We start from the raw sequence: 20,882 nt of genomic DNA on the forward strand, positions 1-20,882 counted from the left end.
TCCGGTTTCTCTAAGGTTGAAAACCGTCAAACCTTAAAGGAGAAACCTTAAACGAATTTTATCTGACCCGCGCGGCTTCAGTCGGTTTTTGCAACACTTCCATAAACTCGAACGAGTTAATTTCCAGCTTCAGCGTGAACTTCTCAATGAACATGTTCAGCAGGTGATAGCCCGTGTAGGCAATAACCCCGACGATCAGACCGGCTCCGGACGTGATCATTTTTTCGTAGAGACCACCGGCGATGATCCCCACGCTGATGTTATCCGATAGCGAAATGTCGTAGAAAATCCGGATGATCCCCGAGATCGTCCCGATAAAACCCAGCATGGGGGCAATACCGGCGATAATTCCGAGATAGCCCAAGTTACGCTCCAGGCGTGATAACTCGATCTGGCCGACGGTTTCGAGGGTGCCTTCAATGTCTTTAATCGGAGAACCGATGCGCCCAACGGCTTTTTCAAAAATCCGACCGATGGAGTTACGCTGGTTTTTGCAAAATGATTCGGCTGACTTGATATTGCCCTGCAAGACCATGTCTTTGACGTTGTCAATGAAATTATCGTCAACCCGGGTGTTGCTTCGAATGAACAGCCAGCGTTCGATAATCATGTACAAAGCCAGAAAAAACAGGATGGAGATGGGAATCATGACCCAGCCCCCCTTGGCGACCAGATCAAATAGTTGCATGCTTTGGGCCGGAGCTGCGGCTGCCGTAGAGTCAACGGCGGGAGCTTGTAACAGAATCATGTGCGATGTAAATCAGATAATCGGTTTTGTGCTTGCAATGGTACCGGTGTAAAAGGCTTCGTTTTTCAACGCCGTCTTGCCCGGGTTTATTGTAAGTAATGAGTTTTCAAATATAACGAAACAATAAGCAGAAAAGTCGTAAAAGTTACTGATTAGACTTTCACCAGAATTTTTCCCCGACGACCGGCTTGTTCGCTGTGTTCCACGGCTTTTTGAATTTCAGAAAGTGGATACGTGGTTTCGACGGGAAGCTGAATTTTTCCACTAATGAGCAGGGTCATCACATTACGGGCCACGTTCTGCCGCGTCTGACTATCGACCCGGCGCATCCAGTCTGTAAGCCAGAAACCTTTAAGCGTTAATTCACGGAAAATAATCAGACCAACATTGAACGAAGGATTTTGAAGGCTCAGGGCTCCGTACAGAAGCATCGTACCGCCTTTGGCGAGGCATTTCAGGGCATCAGAAGCTGTATTGCCGCCAACCGCTTCCAGTACACACGTAACCCCTTTTCCTTCCGTAAGGGCTTTAACGCGGGTCGTGAGCTTTTCCTTTTCCGTATTAACGATCGCGGTCAGGCCGAGTGCTTCCAGTTCATCATCGAGGTCGTTGTGCCGTACTGTTCCAATGGTGTGAATGCCTTTTAGCTTACAAAGCTGAATCACCAGTTTACTAAACGACGAACCCGCTGCCGTCAGCAATACCCATTGACCCGCCTGAAGCCCTGATTCTTCCAGCATCGCATAGGCCGAAAAAGGATTGACAAACAACTGAGCCGCCACCTCGTCGGACAACGAATCGGGCACCGGAATCAAACTGCGCTGGTTGGCAATTACATACTCCGACCAGGCTCCAAGGGCCGTAAAGCTCACCCGGATTCCGGTGCGCATCATTACGCCTTCGCCCAATTGATCGACCAGGCCAACGCCTTCAAAACCTACGCCAGATGGCAATTCGGGGCGCGTACCGTACAAATCCTGGACATACATCAGGTCCGATGGATTGATCGGACTGGCGATCACCTTAATCCGTACTTCGCCCGGACCCGGTTCGGGCAAAGGCAGGTCGATAACCTGAAGAACATCGGTTGGTTTTCCAATGGATGAGAAATTGACGGCTTGCATAGGAGAGGGAAGGCTGATGAAATGTAAACACTGAATACGTCACAAAAATACAAGGCAATCGGTACTTACCGGCTATAAACTAGCTCTGAATGAACAAACTTTCTATTTTTGCGCCAGAACACATGACATTTTTTACAGATAAGTAATCCCTTACCCTCTACCGCATGAGTGAATTCTGGGCCTACCTTCAATTGGGTTTTTCGCATATTACTGATCCCGGTGGTTATGATCATATCCTGTTTGTTATCGCCCTGTGCGCCATTTACAGCCTCAACCAGTGGAAAGAAGTGCTGATTCTGGTAACGGCTTTTACCGTTGGGCACTCACTGACGCTGGCGCTGGCGACCCTGCAACTCATCAATTACAGTACGGATGTAATCGAGCTGCTGATTCCGGTTACTATTCTAATTACGGCCATCACTAACTTCTTCTTTAAAGTGCCCAAAAGCCGTTTCTACGAGCAACCCAAACAATCGCCGGGCCGGTACGTATTGGCCTTGGTGTTTGGCCTGATTCACGGAATGGGCTTTTCAAATTACCTCCGAAGTTTGCTGGGGCAGCAGTCCAGTATTGTTAAACCGTTGTTTGCGTTTAATCTGGGACTGGAGTTTGGGCAAATTTTTATTGTCCTTATCATACTCACGATTGCCTTCGTGCTGATTGAAATGCTTCGCGTACGTCGGCACGACTGGAATCTGATTGTCTCCGGTATTGTGTCGGGTATGGCCCTTTCCCTGATCATCAATAATGAGTACCTGGCCGAGCTTTGGTAAAATCGGTTTGAGAGTTCGTGGTCAGCTGTTCCGAAATAGCTTGGCATTTTTCTCTTCCAGAAAAGTCAGGATAATATAAAGTATAAATAGAAACTTTGTTAGCTATGACCCTTCCGGCAATACTGTATAGAGAGAGTGTTGCGGCTTTTTAGTAATTTCATCACACATTCATCTACAAATTATATTTTGACACCCAACTATGAAATTGAGATTTTCTCTACTGATGGCGGGGTTGGCCGCAATAGTATTTGGTGCCGATGCGCAAACGCCATCGTCGCCCAACTACAAGGCTAACGATCGTTTTGAGCAACTGGGGCCGATGTTGCCCACTCCAAATACGTTTCGTACGGCTTCCGGATCGCCAGGCCGTGATTTTTTTCAGAACCGGGCCGATTATGACATCAAGGTTGAACTCGATGATATCAACCAGAAGATTACGGGTTCTGAAACGGTAACGTATTTCAACAATTCGCCCGACGAGCTGAAATACATCTGGCTGCAACTGGATCAGAATTTATTCGAAAAAGGCTCGACCGGGGGCATTACCCAGACGGGAGGAGTAAATGCCAATGGCATGTCGGCGGCTTCGCTGGGTAACCTGACGGCTACCGGCGGACGGGCGGGGCGTTCCAGCGGTCCGGATCGTGAATACGGATACAAAATTACGGCAGTGAAAGACAAAGCCGGAAAACCGTTGAAATACATCATTAACCAGACGATGATGCGGATTGATTTGCCCGCTCCCCTGAAGACGGGGCAGACCTTCTCGTTTGGCGTTACCTGGAATTACCTGATTACGGAATATTACGGACGGAGCGGGTACGAGTATTTCGCAAAAGACGGCAACTATAATTACTTTATTGCGCACTGGTTTCCGCGGCTGGCAGCTTATGACGACGTCAACGGCTGGCAGCATAAACAGTTTCTGGGTCAGGGCGAATTCACGCTGATCTTCGGAAATTACAAGGTGGCCATTACAGTTCCGAACGACCATGTTGTGGTGGCAACCGGTGAGTGTCAGAACTATAAACAGGTGCTGACGCCCACCCAGGCGCAACGAATGCAGAAAGCGGCCAACTCCAAAACGCCGGTTATGATTGTGACGCAGGCCGAAGCCGAAGCCGCTGAGAAAGCCAAGCCGACCGGCAAAAAAACCTGGATTTACAAAGCCGATAACGTGCGGGATTTTGCTTTTGCTTCCTCCCGAAAATTCATCTGGGATGCCATGCAAACTGACGTTTACGGCGATGGTCGCAAAATCTGGAGCATGTCGGTTTATCCCAAAGAAGGCAATCCGCTGTGGGAACAGTATTCGACCCGGGCCGTCGAACACACGCTGAAATCGTACGGAAATCGCACCTTCAAATACCCGTATCCGGTGGCTATTTCGTGTCACGGCGTACCCGGCGGTGGGATGGAATACCCCATGATCAGCTTCAACGGTGGTCGGCCTGAACCCGACGGCACGTACACAGAAGCTGTGAAAGCCGGGATGATTGGGGTGATTATTCACGAAGTGGGGCACAATTTCTTTCCGATGATCGTCAACTCCGATGAGCGGCAGTGGACCTGGATGGACGAAGGCTTGAACACGTTCTGTCAATACCTGGCCGAAAAAGAATGGGATTACAAGTTTCCGACTCGGCGCGGGGAGCCCAATCAGATTGTGGATTACATGAAATCCGATAAATCGGTGTTGTCGCCCATCATGACCTCGTCCGACAACGTCATTGGCCTCGGTCCGAATGCCTACGCCAAACCGGCTACGGCGCTGAACATCCTGCGGGAAACCGTCATGGGACGCGAGTTGTTCGACTATGCTTTTAAAGAATACGCCAATCGGTGGATGTTCAAGAACCCCACGCCCGCTGATTTCTTCCGAACGATGGAAGATGCTTCAGGCGTCGATCTGGACTGGTTCTGGAAAGGCTGGTTCTACGGCGTCGAACCCGTCGATCAGGATTTGGTGGAAGTAGACTGGTACACGCTCAATACCCAAAATCCGGAAGTGGAAAAAGCACTGGCCCGTACAGCTGCCGAAGGACGCGCAAAAACCATCAGCAAAATGCGGGATGCGGCCACCAAAGAACAAACCGTCGTTGCCCAGGACTCGACCATGCGGGATTTTTACAACAGTTATGATCCGTACGCCGTGACCGATACCGACCGGAAGAAATACCAGGATTACCTGGCGACGCTGACGGAAGATGAACGGAAAACCCTGGAGTCAAAAAACAACTTCTATACGCTGACGCTGAAAAACAAAGGCGGGTTGCCGATGCCGGTGATTATCCGGATGGAGTTTGAAGACGGTACGGATTCGGTGGCGCGTTTTCCCGCAGAAATCTGGCGGTTCAATGACGTACAGATTCAGAAGGTGATTGCTACCAGCAAAAAAGTAACCCAGTGGACGCTTGACCCCTTCCAGGAAATTGCCGATATCGATACCGAAAATAATTCGTTCCCGCGGGTCTCAAAGCCAACGCGTTTCCAGTTGTTCAAGCAACAGGGGGCGGGCCGTGGTGCGAACCCAATGCAACAACAACGCTCGACTACGCAGCCACCGGCTCGTCAGGGTGGAGCGAATAAAAATGAATAAAGCGTAAATGAACAATGAAAAGTGAATAGTTGGGGATGAATTGATATTCTTTCGGTCTCATTCATTGTTCATTGTTCATTATTCATTAAGTTTGCACCCGATTCGGGATGTAGCACAGCCAGGTAGTGTACTTGCATGGGGTGCAAGGGGTCGTGGGTTCGAATCCCGCCATCCCGACTGGCCTAAGGCGAAACAGAAACTATTCTGTTTCGCCTTTTTTTGTGTGGGTTCAAAACCCGGCCGGGTTTAAAACCCTTACGAGATGGGTAACTGGTGGAGCTGAATCAGGTTGCCGCAAGTATCGTCGAACGTGGCCATAAAGCCCCACTCGGTCATGACAGGCGGTTTGGTGAAAACGACGCCAGCCTGTGTCAATCGCTCGTATTCCTGCTGAATGTCGTGGGTGCTGAAGACAATGGCTGGTAAACCGGCCTGGAAAAGCGCTTGCTGATGGCTTTTGCCAATGGGGTTGTTGCTGGGTTCGAGCAACAGGCCCGTGCCTGCCGGATCTTCGGGCGAAACCACAATGGCTAGCTGGGCTTCGGGAACGTACATCCGTTCGAGGAACCCCAGGGTTTGGGTGTAAAAGGTAAAGGCAGCGTGTGGATCATGAACGAACACACTGGTTAGACCGATTTTCATAAAAAAGGAAGTTATGTAAGCAGGAATGGGCAATTCAGGCGGATTGCACCTGGGGTTTCTTCTTCAACAGAAGAGCGCAAAGCATCGAAATAACCAGTCCGATCGGCACTACTTCGGCATAAGTTAGTAAAATCACCATCAACGGATTTTGATAAAGCTCTTTGTAGCCCTTCATTTCCTGGGCTTTAGCGGTTAACTCGGCTGGCGAAGCACCTTCGCTTTGGGTTTCTCTCAAAACGTGGGCGGTGTATTTATCCATGAAGTCCGGTATAAACAGATAATAATCGACCAGCCAGACCAGTACGTACATCGAAGACGCAATGAGTGTAATGTACAAGCCGATTTGGAACGCCTTGCCGAACGATAATGTGCCGTTACTGAATTTATCCCGGTAATTTTTGACACCCACAAAAATGATCGAAAACGCCAGCACCATCGACGCGTAACCCAGCGCCATGTTGCTTTCAAACTTGTCGTTCGCATAGCATAAGGCTGTCGAGACAACCATCACCGCGGTCAGGATAAAACCGGAAATGAGGCCGCAGATCAAAATGATTTTTTTCATCGGTAGTAGACGGGTTTGGTTCGGGCCAAAATTGGGAATGAGTGTTCGTTTGCCACTCATCCTTTCGGGTGATTTACGATCAGCGAGCCGAAATTCATGCTTTGGTGGGAGCGCTCAGGGAATCAGCAGGAGTCGTCTGGCTTTTTCAACGGCCTGTGTCCGGCGTTTGACATCCATTTTCTCCAGCACATTCGACGAATGTGTTTTGACGGTATTGAGCGAGACAAACAAACGGGATGCGATTTCCTGATTGCTGAGTCCTTCGGCCATCAGTTGCAACACCTCCAGTTCACGTTTGCTTAAGCCGGTTTTCGCCAACGCGTCTTCGTTCAGAATAAAACCGGTAGGTCCGGTTCGGTAAATGGCTTTTTCAACAACAACGGTTTTGATGGTAGGGCTTGTCAATTTTTGAGCGAGCCAGATGCCCAAACCCGTAAAGACAAGCGCAATGGCTCCGATGTATACTTCGAAGGTGTGGTTAATAATCAAAAACCGTAACTCCAGCCATTTTAGCAAAGATAAGAGTAGTGCCAGCGAAATACCGTAGAGGATGGTCGGCTTATTTCGGATCAGGAATTTGACGAACACATGCATTTCTATTGGCAGGGCATCAACTGGAAATAGAAGATTAACGGGTTGAAACCGCTTTTTACAACTTATTTATCCGCAAAAAGTGACTCATAATGGGCCGACGGTTCCAGAATACCGCCACTTTGATCGTAGAACGATTGGTCCGTCAGGTAAACACCTTTCTGCGTTTGGGTCCACGAAGCGCCGGCTTTGGGATGATACGACATCAGCTTAGCCCAATTTTTGTAATACTGATGGCCGTTGGTTTCCTGCAAACCAACCGTCATTCCGGGGAAAGGCGGCAGCCGGGCGGCAACAGCCTTGTTCCAATCAACCAGAATCGGGTTGACGGTCAGGTCGGCGCAAAAACACGGAATCTTCTTTTCGTAGGCCAGCTGCGTGATTTTCATCGTCATGCTGAGTGTTTTCGCAATCGCTTTCACGGCAATAGCCGAGTAGCCCTGCTCAATCCGGCGGGCCGCATCCTCAACGGTATGGGCGCTTTCGTCGGCGGCTACCCGTACGCCCAGATCGCCCACGAATACATCGTTGTTTTCCTCAAACGGTTCTTCGATGACCGCAATCTGGTCGAATGCGCCAATTTTTTTGGCGTGGTCTAAAAACCGCAGCAGGGTTTCCTTTTTCTCGTAGCGGCCGTTGGCGTCGAAGTAATACGGAATTTTTCCGCTTTTCGTGTAAGGCGTTTCGTAATGCCCGATGGCTTTGTGCACTGCCGTCAGAAACGCAATGTCTTTCTCAATCATTTCCGCCTGCGTTCCCGCCGAACCGGTTTTCAGCTTCATGATGAAATAGCCTTCATCAGCTGCGGTTTTGATGCGCTCGGCAGTGGTACCCACGCTAAACGACGGAATGCTGGCTACCTTGTTGTGACGATGTGAGAGGCCTGGTTTGTAAGTTGCCGGAATCATCTCGTCGAAGCGGGTCATTTTATTTTCCTGCGCGTAAAGCAGCCAAGCTGCATTATCGACGCAAACCAGTGCGTTCAGGGCGAAGGTTTTCCGCAAATCGGGATTACCGGTAATTTTTTTGCCATACGCCAGTACGTCTGGTAAAACCGTATCCAGCAGCTCAACGGGTGTAGTAAACGACGTGCCTTTGATAAGTTGCAACGCCCGTTCACTCATGGCGTACATGAGCGCATTGCCGGCACTTTCGGAGTGGGCGGCAAACACGCTGGAGTCTGACCAGAGTACGCCCTGGGTTCCCAATCCGATTTTGCGAAGGCCCGATTCCGATTCCAGCCAGGCGATTGCCTGCCAGCTGTCGGTGATGGCACTCCCCTTGAACCGGTACGGATTCAACGGTTCGCGCTCGAAGTTGGAGCTGACGTTCTTGATCCGGATCTTCGCCAACGGCTTTTCGGGTTGGTTCATCGCCTGCGCTTTCAGCGAAAAACCGTTGAGTCCAGCGGCTGTCAATACGCCTGTGTAACCAATAAATTCCCGGCGGTTCATGGAGGAGCGGTTTACGGTTTTCAATTTACAGTGGCCTAACGTATCCAATTGAGCTGCGTCACCCAACCGAAAACCGTAAACCGGGGACTATTTTGAAATCATTTTCTCAAAAATCTGGCGTTGTTCGATCAGAGCAGCCACCTTGTCGGTTGGGTTGGTACGGCACTCGAGCAAAATCCAGCCTTTGTAATTGTTCTTGACGAACAAATCCATCAACTGCTGGTACGGGTAGCTGGTATCGTTCAGCTCGCGAACATGGCAGATGTCACCAAACCGTTTTTTGACCAGATTGAAATTGTACTCCAGCCCTTTTCCGTGCAGGTCTTCCGGGTTACAGTTCCAGCAAACCGTTGCGTTCTTGTTCGGCGCGTGGTCCATGATGGTTTTGATATTCGGCAGTTCCTGCGTTTCGTTACCGTGTACCTCCAGCCGGATTTGCTGCCCGAAATCAGCCGCGTACTTCGCCAGTTCGTCGAGGGCCTGCCCAATTTGCGCCAGCGTTTTTTCGGTGGGCACTTCTTTGTGAAGCTGATTCGGTTTTACTTTCACCCCCGAACCACCCACGTCGGCGCTCAGCCGAATGAATTCTTTGGTGCGCTCGATGGATTTGCGCAACCGCTCCGGGTCTGGCGAGTCGTATTGCTCGTTCGTTCCCATGCCGACCACCTTAATCGGGCTATCGGCAAATTTCTTTTTAACCTCAGCCCGTTCAGCGGCCGACAAATTTGGCATCACGCCGTGGGCGTGTTCAACCCGCAATTCGACGCCACCAATTCCGGCGGTAGTGCAATTTTTTATCAGCGTCGGAACGTCCCAATCTTTACCCCACAGATAGGTAACCAGACCCAGTTTCATCTGGGGCTTTTTAAAAGTAGGAACCGAAGCGATGGCCGGGCCGGCCAGCAGGGACGCGCCGGTTAGCAGTGATAGTTCTTCAAGGAAGTTTTTTCGGGTTATTTTAGTCATGGAACGGAGCGGTTTTGCTTTGATTTAAAATCCGATAGAGTTGCCCCCATCGACGGGTAGCGATGCGCCGGTGATATAGCGGGCCCCCTCCGACGATAGAAAAACGGCGGCATTTCCAATATCTTCCGGTTTGCCAAAGTGGCCCATCGGGGTTCGGCGCATGGCCCGGTCGCGCCGGTCGGGATCGCTCCCCATGGCAATTTTGCTCATGGCGGTTTCGATGAAGCCCGGGGCAATGGCATTCACCCGAACGTTATGGGGCGAAAATTCTGACGCCAGTACCTTCACCATACCCTCCACCGCCGATTTGGAAGCAGCATAGGCCACCACCCGGTCAATGCCGTAGTAGGCTGCCATCGATGAAATCATCAGAATGGAGCCGCTACGTCGGGGAACCATCCGTCGGGCACAGGCCCGGGTCAGGGCAAAAACGGCGTTCAGGTTCGTCTGAATGATGCGGCTAAATTCTTCGTCGGTGACTTCCAGGGCCGGTTTTTTGAGGTTGATTCCTGCATTGTTCACCAGAATATCAATTGGGCCAAGGGTGTTTTCGATTTGACCTACCAACGCTTCCAGCGCTGTCAAATCAGTAACATCGTTGGTAAAATAATGGGCCGTTTGACCGAGTTGCGCAACGGCCTCGCGGAGCGGTTCTTCCCGGCGGCCAGTAATAACAACGCGGGCACCGGCCTGCACCATGCAGCGGGCAATATCGAGACCGATACCGGTTCCTCCACCTGTAATCAGGGCTATTTTGCCCGTTAATGAGAATACACTGAGTTGGTTTTCGTTGGATTGCACGTCTTTTCGTTTTATGGTTTCGGCGGCTTTACCGCATCTTGTAAATTTCTACCAATTGTTTCACCTCATCGAGACTGCGCTCCGGTTTTTTAAACGGTTTTGGAATGGGTTGCCGGGCAAACTCCTGGAGGTACAGAACCCAGGCATCGCGCCACCAGATGGCTTCTTTCTGTTGCGTCGCTAGCCGTCCGGTTACGTTGGCGAACGTTTCGGGATCAACGTCTTTTTGAACCTGCGCCCACTGCTTTTGCAGCCATCCAACGGAGTCAGCACCCGTGTAAAAGCGGGTGCATAGTTCATCCCAGAGTGTTCGGCCCGAACTCAGTTTTTTCGTCCACGGAACATGGTGGAACCAGAGCAAATAAGGAAGCGGGCAGGTTTCGGGATTACTCCATTGCTTTTGCACATCAGGATGGTACTGAGCGAGTGCGTTGCTCCCTTTGGCGGTTCGGTCGAAGCCCAGACCGATGGAGTCAGCGCGGTGGTAGTAAACGGCCGTCCAGTCGGGGCGGGGACTGCGGTTTTGCCAGGGTTCGGGCGAAAAATGCACCCCTGTCCATGGACGTGAGAGGCCCAGCGGAGTGTTGTAATTGACGTAAATCTCCCGCGACTTCAGCAGCATGTCCGTAATGGTTTTGACGGAAGTGGGTTCGCTAGTCAATGTCATCTTCACCCATTCATTGGCAATGGCGTCCGACGACAAGGAATGATCCCAGGCCAGCCGACCGAATGCATACCAGTTGGCCTGGGCCAACGGATGACCCGTCCAGTTGCGATCCGAGCCGGTGTTGGCCACACCCGCGATGGCCGTCAGTTTGTAATCGTGGAGACTGCCGTCAATAACCCGGGCTACTGTCGAATTTTTGCCTTTGACGTGCGTATCCGAATCCAGGCATTCCTTGAAAATAGGCGCTTCATAAACGAGGTGCGTGGCAAAGCCGAGGTACTCCTGCGTCAGTTGAAATTCCATGCCCAACGGTGTTTTGGGCATCATGCCAAAGATGGGCGAAAACGGCTCCCGCGGCTGAAAGTCAATCGGGCCATTCTTTACTTGTACAATAACGTTCTTTTCAAACTGGCCGTCCAGCGGCTGAAATTCTTCATGAGCAGCCTTGAAACGATCGCCGTTTGGATCGGCTTTGTAAACAAACGCCCGCCAGATGACCAAGCCTTTGTGCGGAGCCAGCGCCTTGGCGAGCATATTGGCTCCGTCGGCATGGGTGCGGTTATAATCCTGCGGTCCGGGTTGGCCTTCCGAATTAGCTTTGACCAGAAAACCACCAAAATCCGGAATGAGTTTATAAATCTCATTGGCTTTATTGGCCCACCATTTATTGACTTCGGGGTCAAGGGGATCGGCGGTTTTTAAGCCACCGATGGTTTTCGGAGCTGGAAAATAGACGGACAGATAGATCTTGATTCCGTAGGGACGAAATACATTCGCCAGCGCAGCCACTTTTTCCAGGTACTCAGCGGTCAGAAACCGGGCACTGGCGTTGACATTATTAACGACCGTACCGTTGATACCGATGGACGCGTTGGCGCGGGCGTAATCCTGGTAGCGCGGGTCGATGCGTTCGGGCAGTTCGTACCATTTCCAGAGCGACGTACCGGCGTACCCCCGTTCAATACTGCCGTCGGTGTTGTCCCAGTGGTTGAGCATCCGAACCTGAATTTTGGGATTGCTGGCCAGCGAAAGGTTGTCAATAGATTGCCCGGTTTGTAGTTGGCGCAGCAACGCAAACACGCCGTATAGCACACCCGCATCGGTTTTGCCGGAAACCGTAATGTTTTGCTTTCCGGCAATTTGATAGCCGTCGTTGTTGAGTTGTGATAAACTGGCGCTGGTTGTAAGCACAATACCGCCGGTTTTGCCGTCTGCGTTCGCAACAATTGGCACGGTTTTACCAAGTAAGCCTTGTAAGCCGCTTTGTAGCTCTGCGGCAGCGGTTTTCAAAACCGGTGTGTTCTTGCTCAAAACAATGAATTGCGTTGAACGGGCGTAGGCAGCTCGTTTAGGGGCTTCTCTGATCAAGTCATACTTCAGCCATAAGCGGTAACCGTCGTCGCGGTCTGGCGCTCCGGCTCGGCAAAGCGTTGCAAGCAGTAGGAAAAATGCTATTTTGTAATTCATAGGTTAAAGCTTGTTTCGTAGACGGGGCGGCCCCATCTACGAAATAATTCAAATTTTACTCTGCCAGTGAACGCGTAATTCCCAACTCCAATCCCCGCAGTTCGGCCAGGCCGCGCAGCCGACCGACGGCCGAATAGCCCGGATACGTTTTCTTGTGCAGGTCGTCGAGCATCTGATGGCCGTGGTCGGGGCGCATGGGAATCGTGGTGACACCCATACCGGTTTTTTCCCGCCGTTGCTGTTCCAGCACAATCTCTTTAATGACCGCGTACATATCTACGTCGCCCGCCAGGTGGTCGGCTTCGTGGAAATTACGTGGATCAGCCTCCCGCTTGGTCGTTCGCAAATGGATAAAATGAATCCGGTTACCAAACCGCCGAACCATGCCCGGCAGGTTGTTGTCTGGGCGGATGCCCAGCGAACCGGTACAGAAGGTGATTCCATTGGCGGTGATGTCGCAGGCAGTCATCAACTCGGCCAGATCAGCTTCGGTGCTGACGATGCGCGGCAGACCCAGCAGCGGCCTCGGCGGATCGTCGGGATGAATGCACAAGTTGATGCCAACTGACTCCGCCACCGGAGCCACTTCCCGGATGAAATAATAAAGATGTTCCCGCAATGCCCGGTCATCAATGGTGGAATAGTCGTCTAGCAACCCCTGAAACGTCGATAGCGTAAAGGCTTCTTCGGAGCCGGGCAACCCGAGTAAAACGATGTTGCTCAGTTCGGTGATCCGCTCCGTGGTCATCTGGGCAAATTTGGTACGGGCCGACTCGATCACTTCTGGTTCGTAGTCAGTTTCGGCCCCCGGACGCTTCAGGATACAAAGGTCAAAAACTGCGAAATCTTCCCAGACAAACCGCAGGGCCAATGAACCGTCCGGCATTTCATAACTCAGGTTGGTCCGCGACCAGTCGAGCACCGGCATGAAGTTGTAACAAACCGTGGTGATGCCGCAAGCGGCCAGATTCCGCAGTGATTCTTTGTAATTTTTAATGTACTGATCACGGGCCGGTCGCCCTTTTTTGATGTCTTCGTGAACCGGCAGGCTTTCGACCACCGCCCAATGCAACGGCGAATACCGTTCATTATCGGCTTCGATCAGTTGTTTTCGTTGTTCAATTTCCGCACTTGTCCAGACCTCACCGACCGGAATCTGGTGCAAAGCCGTCACAATTCCGGTGCAACCCGCCTGGCGTATATCCATCAGCGAAACCGGATCATGCGGCCCGAACCAGCGCATGGTTTGTAGCATTCCCATTAAAAAAACTTTATTTCGTGTTGTTAAAATATTTTTTGGCAAACTCCAGAAAAACCGGCCAGTCGGGCAAATCCGTATGACCGCCCTCGTGATTCCGAAATGCCAGATCACCGTGGATCAGCGACACATCCGGCGCGGGCATCTGCTTCGTTCCGACGCCTTTTTTGCCCAACAATTCGTACACCGGACTCGCAGCCACGCAGGCCAAAAACTCACCGTGCGGGTCGGCCCACTGATCCTGAGTACCGCCGGTAATGAAAATAGGGCGAGGTGATACGAGTGCAATCAGATCGTGGGCATCGACGGGCATGGCTTGCCAATTGCCGCCATACTTCAGAAAGTTCCCGGCCATCCAATGATACTCACCTGAGCCGGCTACATTATCGATTGTTTCGCCAAAATTCCGTTTTTCGAGCGAAGCGCCCAGTGAACCGGAGCAGCTCGAAAAGACAATTGCCCAACGGGAATCCAGTGCTCCGGCCAGCAGCGCGGTTTTGCCCCAGCGCGAATGCCCCTGAATTCCGATTTTTTTCGAATCAATGGCTTTATCGGTTTCAAAATAATCGAGGGCGCGGCTCAGGCCCCAGCACCAGGCCGAGAGCACACCCCATTCATTCGGCTGGCGGTCTTTGCCTTCGTTGACTAACCCGATGATGCCTTCGTGCAAACCGGCTCCACTGTCCATCTGAATGTCGCCGGTATTGACGCGGGCATATGCCCAGCCAGTCGACAAAACCATATCCAGTGCCGTGGGGCCAGCCGGGGTCGGGAAATTAAAATTAGTCGTAGCAACCACCATCAAGGGTACCGGGCCGGATGCGTTGGCTGGCAGGTACAACGTAATGGTAATGCCCGGTTTTGCGGCCGGAAACCTTGAATTGTCGATATGCCCAATAATCGTTTTTTTGATTGCTTTGCCGTTCAATGCGCCGGGGTCGGTCGCCGTGACTTCAAACGTGACTTTGGGCGTGTTCGTAGGAGTTTTGCCGAAAACTTCGGTTTCATATTCCTGCAGAATTTCCGGGCGACGCTGTTTCCACCAGGTGGCGGCATTTTTGACGGTTTTGCCGTTTTTTAGCACCAGCGGATCGGGTAGTTTGTCGTTGTTGGCAACGGTTTCATCGTAGTTGGTCCAGTTGCCCCAACCCGACCGGACGTGCGTATTTCCTTTTTCGTCGTACCAGTTGGTCGAATTAGGGCGCTGTTTCAGGTGCTGCGGCCGTTTCGGATCATCGGCGGGCGCGGGCAGGTTGACGGGCAGTTTCAAGCCAAGCTTGTCCATCATTTTCTGCCAGTCTTCCTGCGCAGCCGCGCGCATCTTGTTCATGTATGCCGTTCGCTCTTCCGGCGTCATTTTCTGAAAATCCGGACTTTGTGCTGATACCGTTTGGGCGGCCAACAGAGCAACCAGCAAAACCGTACCGACACCACGGCAAAAGGTTTCTTTCATCATTTAGACAAAAAACGGTACATCTTTCGGCGCATATTTTTTCATGCCTGCTTCGTTGATTTCAACGCCAATACCCGGTTTCTCGGACAGCGGAATGAAACCGTCTTTTACCATCGGTCCATCAAAGGTGACAATTTCCTTGAACATCGGATCTTCGTGGAAATAAATCTGCCATTCCAGAATCATGAAGTTTGGCACCGACGCACAAACGTGGCTGGAGGCCATCGCACCCAGGTACGAGGCTACCATGTGCGGAGCAAACGGCACATAATAAAGATTAGCGAGATTGGCGATCCGCTGTCCTTCGCCCAGGCCACCCGCTTTCTGCAGGTCTGGCATGATGATGTCAACAGCGCCGATTTCCAGCATCCGGCGGAAACCGTAGGCCAGGTAATGGTTTTCTCCCGCGCAAATGGGTGTGCTGGTCGATTCGGAAATGATCTTGTACGCTTCGACGTTCTCGGCGGGAATCGGTTCTTCCAGAAACATCAGGTTCAGCGGTTCCATCATTTTGGCGACGCGTTTTCCGGTGGTCACATCATACCGCCCGTGCATATCGACGCAAATGTCAATTTTAGGACCAACGGCTTTCCGAACGGCGGCAATCTGGTTGTACATCCGTTCCAGTTCGCCGGGGCTGGCAGTCCAGTTGTAGCGGTCGTATTTATTGGGATCATTCCACTCATCAATGTCGTATTTCACCGCTGTAAAACCCATATTGACGGCTTCTGTAGCGCTTTGCGCAAAATTATTCGTGCTTTTGTCGGTATCTCGATAGGTGCCGGTATCGCAATATACCCGGATTTTGTCGCGGTATTTTCCGCCCAGCAACTGATAAACCGGTAAGCCAAGGGCTTTTCCGACCAGATCCCACAAACCCGTTTCGACGGCGGAAAGAACGGCAATGAACATACCAGCTTGCGCGCCTTCAAAAAAACCGGATTTGCGAATGTCTTCAAACAGTCGGTTGACGTTCAGGGGGCTTTTGCCTTTGATGCGTTGGGCCATCATCTTCACCAGGTGGTACGTTCCGGGTGTGGCATCGACGGCTTCTCCGCAACCCCAGATGCCTTGGTTGGTGTGAATTTTGACGAACAAACTGTGTCCGTTGCGGATGTAACCGCATTTGATATCCGTAATTTTTAGGTCGGATGGCGCAGACGACAGGGGGGCTCGTTCGACGGCGGTTTCTAGTTCGGCTCCGAAGCTGGAAGTGGCAGCAAAAACGCTGGCAATGGCACTTTTGGTAAGAAAAGATCTTCTGGAAGTCATGAGTTTGATAGAGATTGTGAAGAAGTGTTTCGCGGAGTTGATAAGCAGGAGTTCAGCGGAGTTAATGATTCATTCTGCTAAACTCTTTTCACTTTAATTGACCCGGCGAACACCTTCGTATTACCAGGTACGGTTTTTTAAGTAATCTTGGATTTGCTCTTTGGGAACTGGAAGCTCATTCACGTGTGCGTTGAGCCACTGGGAAAAATCCTTCTCGATCTCGGCCGACCAGCGGTTGTCGATCTGGCCGGGGGTGTATTTCTGTTCACGCAGGCGTTGATGGCCAAACATATCCCGGAGCCGCACGATTTCCGACGTTTTTACCACCTTTTCTACCAGATGCGGAGGAACGAAAGTAACCGCTCCGTCACGGCCCAGCACGATATCACCGGGCATTACCATTACTTTGCCAATTCGGGTGGGCCGGTTGATACCGACCAGCGTGGTGTTCAGTTCGCCATCAGGATTGTTGAGGTGGTGGGAGGGGTGATAGCTGCGGAAGTAGGACGTAAAACCGCCAATTTCTTTCAGGCCTGCAATGTCACGAATAGCACCTTCGTACACAATACCGTTCCCGGTTTTGGCGTAAATGGAGTTGCCGAGGTTGTCGCCGATGGTGGGACCGTCTTCGTGCATTCCAAACTGATCGACGACGTACACATCTCCTCTGACGAGCATGTCGATGGGCCAAGCATTTTGTGATTTTACACGCCCATCTTTTTCGTGGCCTTTCTTGTCTGTCACCCGGTGAACATCAGGACGGCCAGGCATAAACGTCGCCGTGAGCGCCCGGCCCACCAAGACGCTGTCGGGGTTGATGGTTTGCCAACCTTCGGCATACTGGTACTTGTAGTTGGAGCCTTTCATGGTGGCCCAGGCTTCTTCGTGGGTCACCAGTTTCATGCGTTTCAGAAGGGCATCCGGCACCTTGGGTCGCCCGTCAGGAAAGCGTTCGCCTTTCCACTCCGGGGTCAAAAAGATTAGTTCTTCGCGGGAAATTTGCTGCCCACGCGACACCGTCGCCAGGCCGAACAGGAAAACCGCAACGGCTGGTAAAATGACCGATTTCATCATAGTTTTCAGGAACCAAGAATAGGTTTTGAATATGAACAAAAGAAGGAAAAAGTTAGAAATTTCTACCCGTTTTCATACGTGCTAAATAGATGATATGAGTAGCAGCTTCAAGATCTCCGAAAATGGTGTCCAGGTTGTTCGCATACGGACAAGATTTGTCCGACTTCGTACACTTCTCGTCGTCAATAAAAAAGCCGTTGCTGATTATCAGTGTGTTATCGTATTGGCACAGCAATTGGCATATAGTAAGCAGAACAGTAACAACAACAATCATAATCAACTAACAACAAATACGAACAACCATGAAAGCATTATTTGGTACTCTGATCATCGCTGCGCTGTTGAGCGCGAACACGGTAACGGCCACTCCGAACAACCCTAAAACGCGCTCGTTTGAAACCAGCACGTTTGTGACAAACCAAAACAAAATCTGGGTGGCCGTTGAAAAGTCAGCGGCAACGCCGGTAACGGTAATATTGCGTAAAAACAACGAAGTGTTCTTTAAGCGATTTATCGGCAAAAATGAAAGCAAATTTGCTGCGAAGCTGGATGTGAGCGAGTTGGCGGATGGAGAATATGAACTGGAATTTGTATCATCAGGCGGTAGCGTTAAAAAAACGGTCAACATCGGCAAACCCGTGGTGCAGGAACCGACCCGTATGATTTCCATGAATTAATAGATTCTGTAGGATTAGTTTAGGTTAAGAAAGCGCAGGAAAGCTACTTCCGAATCGGAGGTAGCTTTTTTTTGTTTACAGTTTGTAAGTTTCAGTTTAACCGTTGGCTATCGCCAGCGCCTGCGCTAACTGAAAACCGAAAACTGTTTACTTTTGCAGATGGAACAACCCCGCACGATTTACACAACGGCCTTTTTTCTTCTTTGCCTGAGTTCGTTTCTTTTCTTCGCCAGCTTCAATATGTTAATTCCTGAACTGCCCGGTTACCTGACCAGCATGGGTGGCGCAGAATATAAAGGATACATTATCAGCCTGTTTACGCTAACGGCCGGGTTGTCCAGGCCGTTCAGCGGGCGATTGACAGACACGGTTGGCCGGGTGCCGGTCATGGCTTTTGGTTCATTGGTCTGCTTTGTTTGCGGTTTTTTGTATCCGGTTGTGGCCTCTGCCTGGTTCAACGGAATCGCTGGGTTGCTGCTGTTACGCCTGATTCACGGTTTTTCAACTGGCTTCAAGCCAACCGGCACGTCGGCCTATGTGGCCGATATTGTTCCCGACGAACGCCGGGGCGAAGCTATGGGCGTTTTGGGATTAAGCGGTAGTATTGGTATGGCGTTCGGGCCCGCCATCGGCAGCTGGATAACCGCTTCATTTGGCCTGAATCTGTTGTTTTACACATCCTCAACGCTGGCGCTGTTGTCCATCATCATTCTACTGAATATGAAAGAAACCCTGAAAGAGCGCGTGCCCTTTCGCTGGAGTTTATTACGAATTTCTCGTCGGGATGTGTTCGAACCCGCCGTATTCGCTCCCTCGCTGGTTACATTTCTCAATTCGTTTAGCTTCGGAGCCATCATTACATTAGCTCCGGATTTCAGCGAAGCCTTGCACGTGGGTAATAAAGGGCTGTTTTTTACGGTTTTTACCATTTCGTCGCTGGCTATCCGGTTTCTGGCCGGCAAAGTTTCGGATCAGTATGGTCGGCGGCCGATTTTGCGCATTGCCTCGCTGATCATCACAGTTGCTATGCTTTTGCTGGCATTCAGTACATCCATTCTGTCTTTTTTACTAGCCGGGGTTGTATTCGGAATCGCGTCGGGGATGTATTCTCCGACGGCTCAGGCCTGGACGGTCGATTTGAGCAGTTCTGCAAACCGTGGCCGGGCGCTGGCTACGATGTATATTGCGCTGGAAGCCGGTATCGGTTTGGGAGCCTTTTTATCAGCCTGGTTATACGATAACAAAACCGACCAATTTTCGCTGGCTTTCATGCTGATTGCGGTGTTTTCACTGGTTTCGTTTGTGTACCTCTACCCCTATCCGAAAAAGGCCTAGTAGAGGTAATGTAGGGTGAAAATGAATGAATATCTTTACGAAAAACGAACGTAGCTACTAATCTCCTGTCAGCTCATTAGAACAACCCAAAACGGCTAGCTTAACGGTTTTTGTAGTTAAACGGTCAGCTGCGGCTTTTCAGTACGTAGCAGAAATAATTACCTATATCCCTAAATAGGGATAGCACCGGCAAACACAAAGTAATTATTTATATAAAAGTTTATTAAATATCTGTGCAAATTTACTAATGTTGAAAAGCAAAGGTTCTTCGGTATAATAGAGTGTTTAAGAAATAGTTATCAAAATTTTTGAAAATATAATATAAGCCTTCAAACTTGGAAAAATATAAAAAACGTAGCATAATTTCTCGAATTAACAAAAAAATGACCTAACCGCTTGTATAATTTCAGATAGAAAATTGATACTTTTGTAATAGGCTTCTGTAAAAGCCTTTCGAAATTTTATTCTACCAAAACGTTTCAATTTGAAATTTTCGTTTTCTTTACACAAAAAACCAGTTTCAATTTAACCCTACAGTTAGTCTAATGAAAACACAATCTCCAACTCCAGCACCAGCTAAAGCAGCAGCTCCCAAGAAAAAGTCGGGCGGTCTGAATCCGGTGTTTGTCATTCCCATTTTGTTTGTTATCGCCATCTGTACGTACATGTTTGTATTTGGCGATCCGAGTCACTTTCAAGGTGGAAATAACGAAAACCTTCCGATCGACGGTGATTATTTCGGGATCGTTTACAAAGGTGGTCCAATTGTACCGCTTCTGTTTACCTGTTTCTTGATTGTGCTGGTTTTCTCAATTGAGCGTTTTATTACGATCGGCCGTGCCAATGGCTCAGGTTCGATTGACGAGTTTGTTCGCAAAGTAAAAGGAATGCTCGACCGTAACGAAGTAGAAGCTGCTATCAAAGAGTGTGACCGTCAGAAAGGGTCAGTAGGTAACGTTGTAAAAACGGCCCTGGTGAAGTATCAGCAATTGAGAAATGACACAGAACTGACCAAAGAGCAGAAACTGGTAGCGCTGCAGAAAGAAGTAGAAGAAGCAACAACGCTCGAATTGCCGATGTTGGAGAAAAACCTGACCATCATTGCTACGCTGGCCTCTGTATCAACGCTGGTTGCTCTGTTGGGTACGGTATTGGGTATGATCCGCGCATTTAGCGAATTGGGATCGACGGGTCAGCCGGATACCGCTGCGCTTTCAACGGGTATCTCTGAGGCCCTTGTAAACACAGCATTAGGTATCGGTACGGCCGCTATTGCGACGATCATGTACAGCTATTTCACCAGCCGCATCGATGAGTTGACTTACAACATTGATGAAATCGGTTTGAGCATTCAGCAAAACTTTGCCGCACACAATTAATTTCTGTGTGGTAGCGTTTTTACATCACAAAAATCAT

The 20,882-nt window shown here is 50.3% G+C and carries 18 protein-coding genes and 1 tRNA gene; 6 read left to right on the top strand and 13 right to left on the bottom strand.

Annotation, left to right across the window (positions count from 1 at the left end; genetic code table 11):
• Positions 1-58: 58 nt before the first annotated feature.
• Positions 59-748, bottom strand: a complete 690-nt coding sequence (locus ACYVH9_RS01585; protein ID WP_460634534.1) for a MotA/TolQ/ExbB proton channel family protein — start codon at positions 746-748, stop codon at positions 59-61.
• 152 nt (positions 749-900) lie between these two features.
• Positions 901-1,872, bottom strand: coding sequence for a zinc-dependent alcohol dehydrogenase family protein (locus tag ACYVH9_RS01590; RefSeq protein WP_460634535.1), 972 nt, complete (start codon positions 1,870-1,872; stop codon positions 901-903).
• Between the two features lie 164 nt (positions 1,873-2,036).
• Between ACYVH9_RS01590 and ACYVH9_RS01595 the strand changes: the two genes are divergently transcribed.
• The 3 genes from ACYVH9_RS01595 (at position 2,037) to ACYVH9_RS01605 (ending at position 5,421) form a co-directional block, all read left to right on the top strand.
• A complete protein-coding gene (locus tag ACYVH9_RS01595; RefSeq protein ID WP_460634536.1) occupies positions 2,037-2,645 on the top strand; it encodes a HupE/UreJ family protein in 609 nt (202 codons plus the stop codon).
• Between the two features lie 223 nt (positions 2,646-2,868).
• Positions 2,869-5,244, top strand: a complete 2,376-nt coding sequence (locus tag ACYVH9_RS01600) for a M1 family metallopeptidase (RefSeq protein WP_460636434.1) — start codon at positions 2,869-2,871, stop codon at positions 5,242-5,244.
• A 103-nt stretch (positions 5,245-5,347) separates the two neighbouring features.
• Positions 5,348-5,421 (top strand) — tRNA-Pro (locus ACYVH9_RS01605).
• Positions 5,422-5,499: 78 nt separating this feature from the next.
• Here the strand turns inward: ACYVH9_RS01605 and ACYVH9_RS01610 are convergent.
• The 11 genes from ACYVH9_RS01610 to ACYVH9_RS01660 all read right to left on the bottom strand — a co-directional run bounded on the left by ACYVH9_RS01610 (position 5,500) and on the right by ACYVH9_RS01660 (position 17,454).
• Positions 5,500-5,886, bottom strand: a complete 387-nt coding sequence (locus ACYVH9_RS01610; RefSeq protein ID WP_460634537.1) for a VOC family protein — start codon at positions 5,884-5,886, stop codon at positions 5,500-5,502.
• A 34-nt stretch (positions 5,887-5,920) separates the two neighbouring features.
• On the bottom strand, positions 5,921-6,451 hold the full coding sequence (locus ACYVH9_RS01615) for a DUF4199 domain-containing protein (RefSeq protein WP_460634538.1): 531 nt from the start codon (positions 6,449-6,451) through the stop codon (positions 5,921-5,923).
• Positions 6,452-6,565: 114 nt separating this feature from the next.
• Positions 6,566-7,045: a response regulator transcription factor gene (locus tag ACYVH9_RS01620; protein WP_460634539.1), complete on the bottom strand. Its 480-nt coding sequence runs from the start codon at positions 7,043-7,045 to the stop codon at positions 6,566-6,568.
• 62 nt (positions 7,046-7,107) lie between these two features.
• Positions 7,108-8,496, bottom strand: coding sequence for an enolase C-terminal domain-like protein (locus ACYVH9_RS01625; protein WP_460634540.1), 1,389 nt, complete (start codon positions 8,494-8,496; stop codon positions 7,108-7,110).
• A gap of 87 nt (positions 8,497-8,583) precedes the next feature.
• Positions 8,584-9,462, bottom strand: a complete 879-nt coding sequence (locus tag ACYVH9_RS01630) for a sugar phosphate isomerase/epimerase family protein (RefSeq protein WP_460634541.1) — start codon at positions 9,460-9,462, stop codon at positions 8,584-8,586.
• Between the two features lie 24 nt (positions 9,463-9,486).
• Entirely contained in the window at positions 9,487-10,263 is a 777-nt protein-coding gene (locus ACYVH9_RS01635; RefSeq protein ID WP_460634542.1) for an SDR family NAD(P)-dependent oxidoreductase, read from the bottom strand.
• Positions 10,264-10,291: 28 nt separating this feature from the next.
• Positions 10,292-12,397, bottom strand: a complete 2,106-nt coding sequence (locus ACYVH9_RS01640) for an alpha-glucuronidase family glycosyl hydrolase (RefSeq protein WP_460634543.1) — start codon at positions 12,395-12,397, stop codon at positions 10,292-10,294.
• Positions 12,398-12,452: 55 nt separating this feature from the next.
• Positions 12,453-13,658 (bottom strand): mannonate dehydratase, encoded by a 1,206-nt coding sequence (uxuA, locus tag ACYVH9_RS01645; RefSeq protein ID WP_460634544.1) that lies wholly within the window; start codon positions 13,656-13,658, stop codon positions 12,453-12,455.
• 10 nt (positions 13,659-13,668) lie between these two features.
• Positions 13,669-15,108, bottom strand: a complete 1,440-nt coding sequence (locus ACYVH9_RS01650; protein ID WP_460634545.1) for an alpha/beta hydrolase family protein — start codon at positions 15,106-15,108, stop codon at positions 13,669-13,671.
• Positions 15,109-15,111: 3 nt separating this feature from the next.
• Positions 15,112-16,380, bottom strand: a complete 1,269-nt coding sequence (locus tag ACYVH9_RS01655; protein WP_460634546.1) for a mandelate racemase/muconate lactonizing enzyme family protein — start codon at positions 16,378-16,380, stop codon at positions 15,112-15,114.
• A 120-nt stretch (positions 16,381-16,500) separates the two neighbouring features.
• Positions 16,501-17,454 carry an RraA family protein gene (locus ACYVH9_RS01660; protein ID WP_460634547.1) on the bottom strand — a complete coding sequence of 318 codons (954 nt, stop codon included), beginning with the start codon at positions 17,452-17,454 and terminating at the stop codon, positions 16,501-16,503.
• A 302-nt stretch (positions 17,455-17,756) separates the two neighbouring features.
• On the opposite strand from ACYVH9_RS01660, the gene ACYVH9_RS01665 reads away from it, so the two are divergent.
• The 3 genes from ACYVH9_RS01665 (at position 17,757) to ACYVH9_RS01675 (ending at position 20,845) form a co-directional block, all read left to right on the top strand.
• Positions 17,757-18,131, top strand: a complete 375-nt coding sequence (locus ACYVH9_RS01665; RefSeq protein ID WP_460634548.1) for a hypothetical protein — start codon at positions 17,757-17,759, stop codon at positions 18,129-18,131.
• A 159-nt stretch (positions 18,132-18,290) separates the two neighbouring features.
• On the top strand, positions 18,291-19,466 hold the full coding sequence (locus ACYVH9_RS01670) for an MFS transporter (protein ID WP_460634549.1): 1,176 nt from the start codon (positions 18,291-18,293) through the stop codon (positions 19,464-19,466).
• 545 nt (positions 19,467-20,011) lie between these two features.
• Positions 20,012-20,845: a MotA/TolQ/ExbB proton channel family protein gene (locus ACYVH9_RS01675; protein ID WP_460634550.1), complete on the top strand. Its 834-nt coding sequence runs from the start codon at positions 20,012-20,014 to the stop codon at positions 20,843-20,845.
• The last annotated feature ends 37 nt before the right edge of the window (positions 20,846-20,882 follow it).

This window comes from Larkinella harenae (assembly GCF_054780515.1).

Bases quoted from the DNA above. Each gene is read 5' to 3' on its own strand.
- ACYVH9_RS01585 (WP_460634534.1), bottom strand. From the start codon at position 748: ATGATTCTGTTACAAGCTCCCGCCGTTGACTCTACGGCAGCCGCAGCT.
- ACYVH9_RS01590 (WP_460634535.1), bottom strand. From the start codon at position 1,872: ATGCAAGCCGTCAATTTCTCATCCATTGGAAAACCAACCGATGTTCTT.
- ACYVH9_RS01595 (WP_460634536.1), top strand. From the start codon at position 2,037: ATGAGTGAATTCTGGGCCTACCTTCAATTGGGTTTTTCGCATATTACT.
- ACYVH9_RS01600 (WP_460636434.1), top strand. From the start codon at position 2,869: ATGGCGGGGTTGGCCGCAATAGTATTTGGTGCCGATGCGCAAACGCCA.
- ACYVH9_RS01610 (WP_460634537.1), bottom strand. From the start codon at position 5,886: ATGAAAATCGGTCTAACCAGTGTGTTCGTTCATGATCCACACGCTGCC.
- ACYVH9_RS01615 (WP_460634538.1), bottom strand. From the start codon at position 6,451: ATGAAAAAAATCATTTTGATCTGCGGCCTCATTTCCGGTTTTATCCTG.
- ACYVH9_RS01620 (WP_460634539.1), bottom strand. From the start codon at position 7,045: ATGCATGTGTTCGTCAAATTCCTGATCCGAAATAAGCCGACCATCCTC.
- ACYVH9_RS01625 (WP_460634540.1), bottom strand. From the start codon at position 8,496: ATGAACCGCCGGGAATTTATTGGTTACACAGGCGTATTGACAGCCGCT.
- ACYVH9_RS01630 (WP_460634541.1), bottom strand. From the start codon at position 9,462: ATGACTAAAATAACCCGAAAAAACTTCCTTGAAGAACTATCACTGCTA.
- ACYVH9_RS01640 (WP_460634543.1), bottom strand. From the start codon at position 12,397: ATGAATTACAAAATAGCATTTTTCCTACTGCTTGCAACGCTTTGCCGA.
- uxuA (WP_460634544.1), bottom strand. From the start codon at position 13,658: ATGGGAATGCTACAAACCATGCGCTGGTTCGGGCCGCATGATCCGGTT.
- ACYVH9_RS01650 (WP_460634545.1), bottom strand. From the start codon at position 15,108: ATGAAAGAAACCTTTTGCCGTGGTGTCGGTACGGTTTTGCTGGTTGCT.
- ACYVH9_RS01655 (WP_460634546.1), bottom strand. From the start codon at position 16,380: ATGACTTCCAGAAGATCTTTTCTTACCAAAAGTGCCATTGCCAGCGTT.
- ACYVH9_RS01660 (WP_460634547.1), bottom strand. From the start codon at position 17,454: ATGATGAAATCGGTCATTTTACCAGCCGTTGCGGTTTTCCTGTTCGGC.
- ACYVH9_RS01665 (WP_460634548.1), top strand. From the start codon at position 17,757: ATGAAAGCATTATTTGGTACTCTGATCATCGCTGCGCTGTTGAGCGCG.
- ACYVH9_RS01670 (WP_460634549.1), top strand. From the start codon at position 18,291: ATGGAACAACCCCGCACGATTTACACAACGGCCTTTTTTCTTCTTTGC.
- ACYVH9_RS01675 (WP_460634550.1), top strand. From the start codon at position 20,012: ATGAAAACACAATCTCCAACTCCAGCACCAGCTAAAGCAGCAGCTCCC.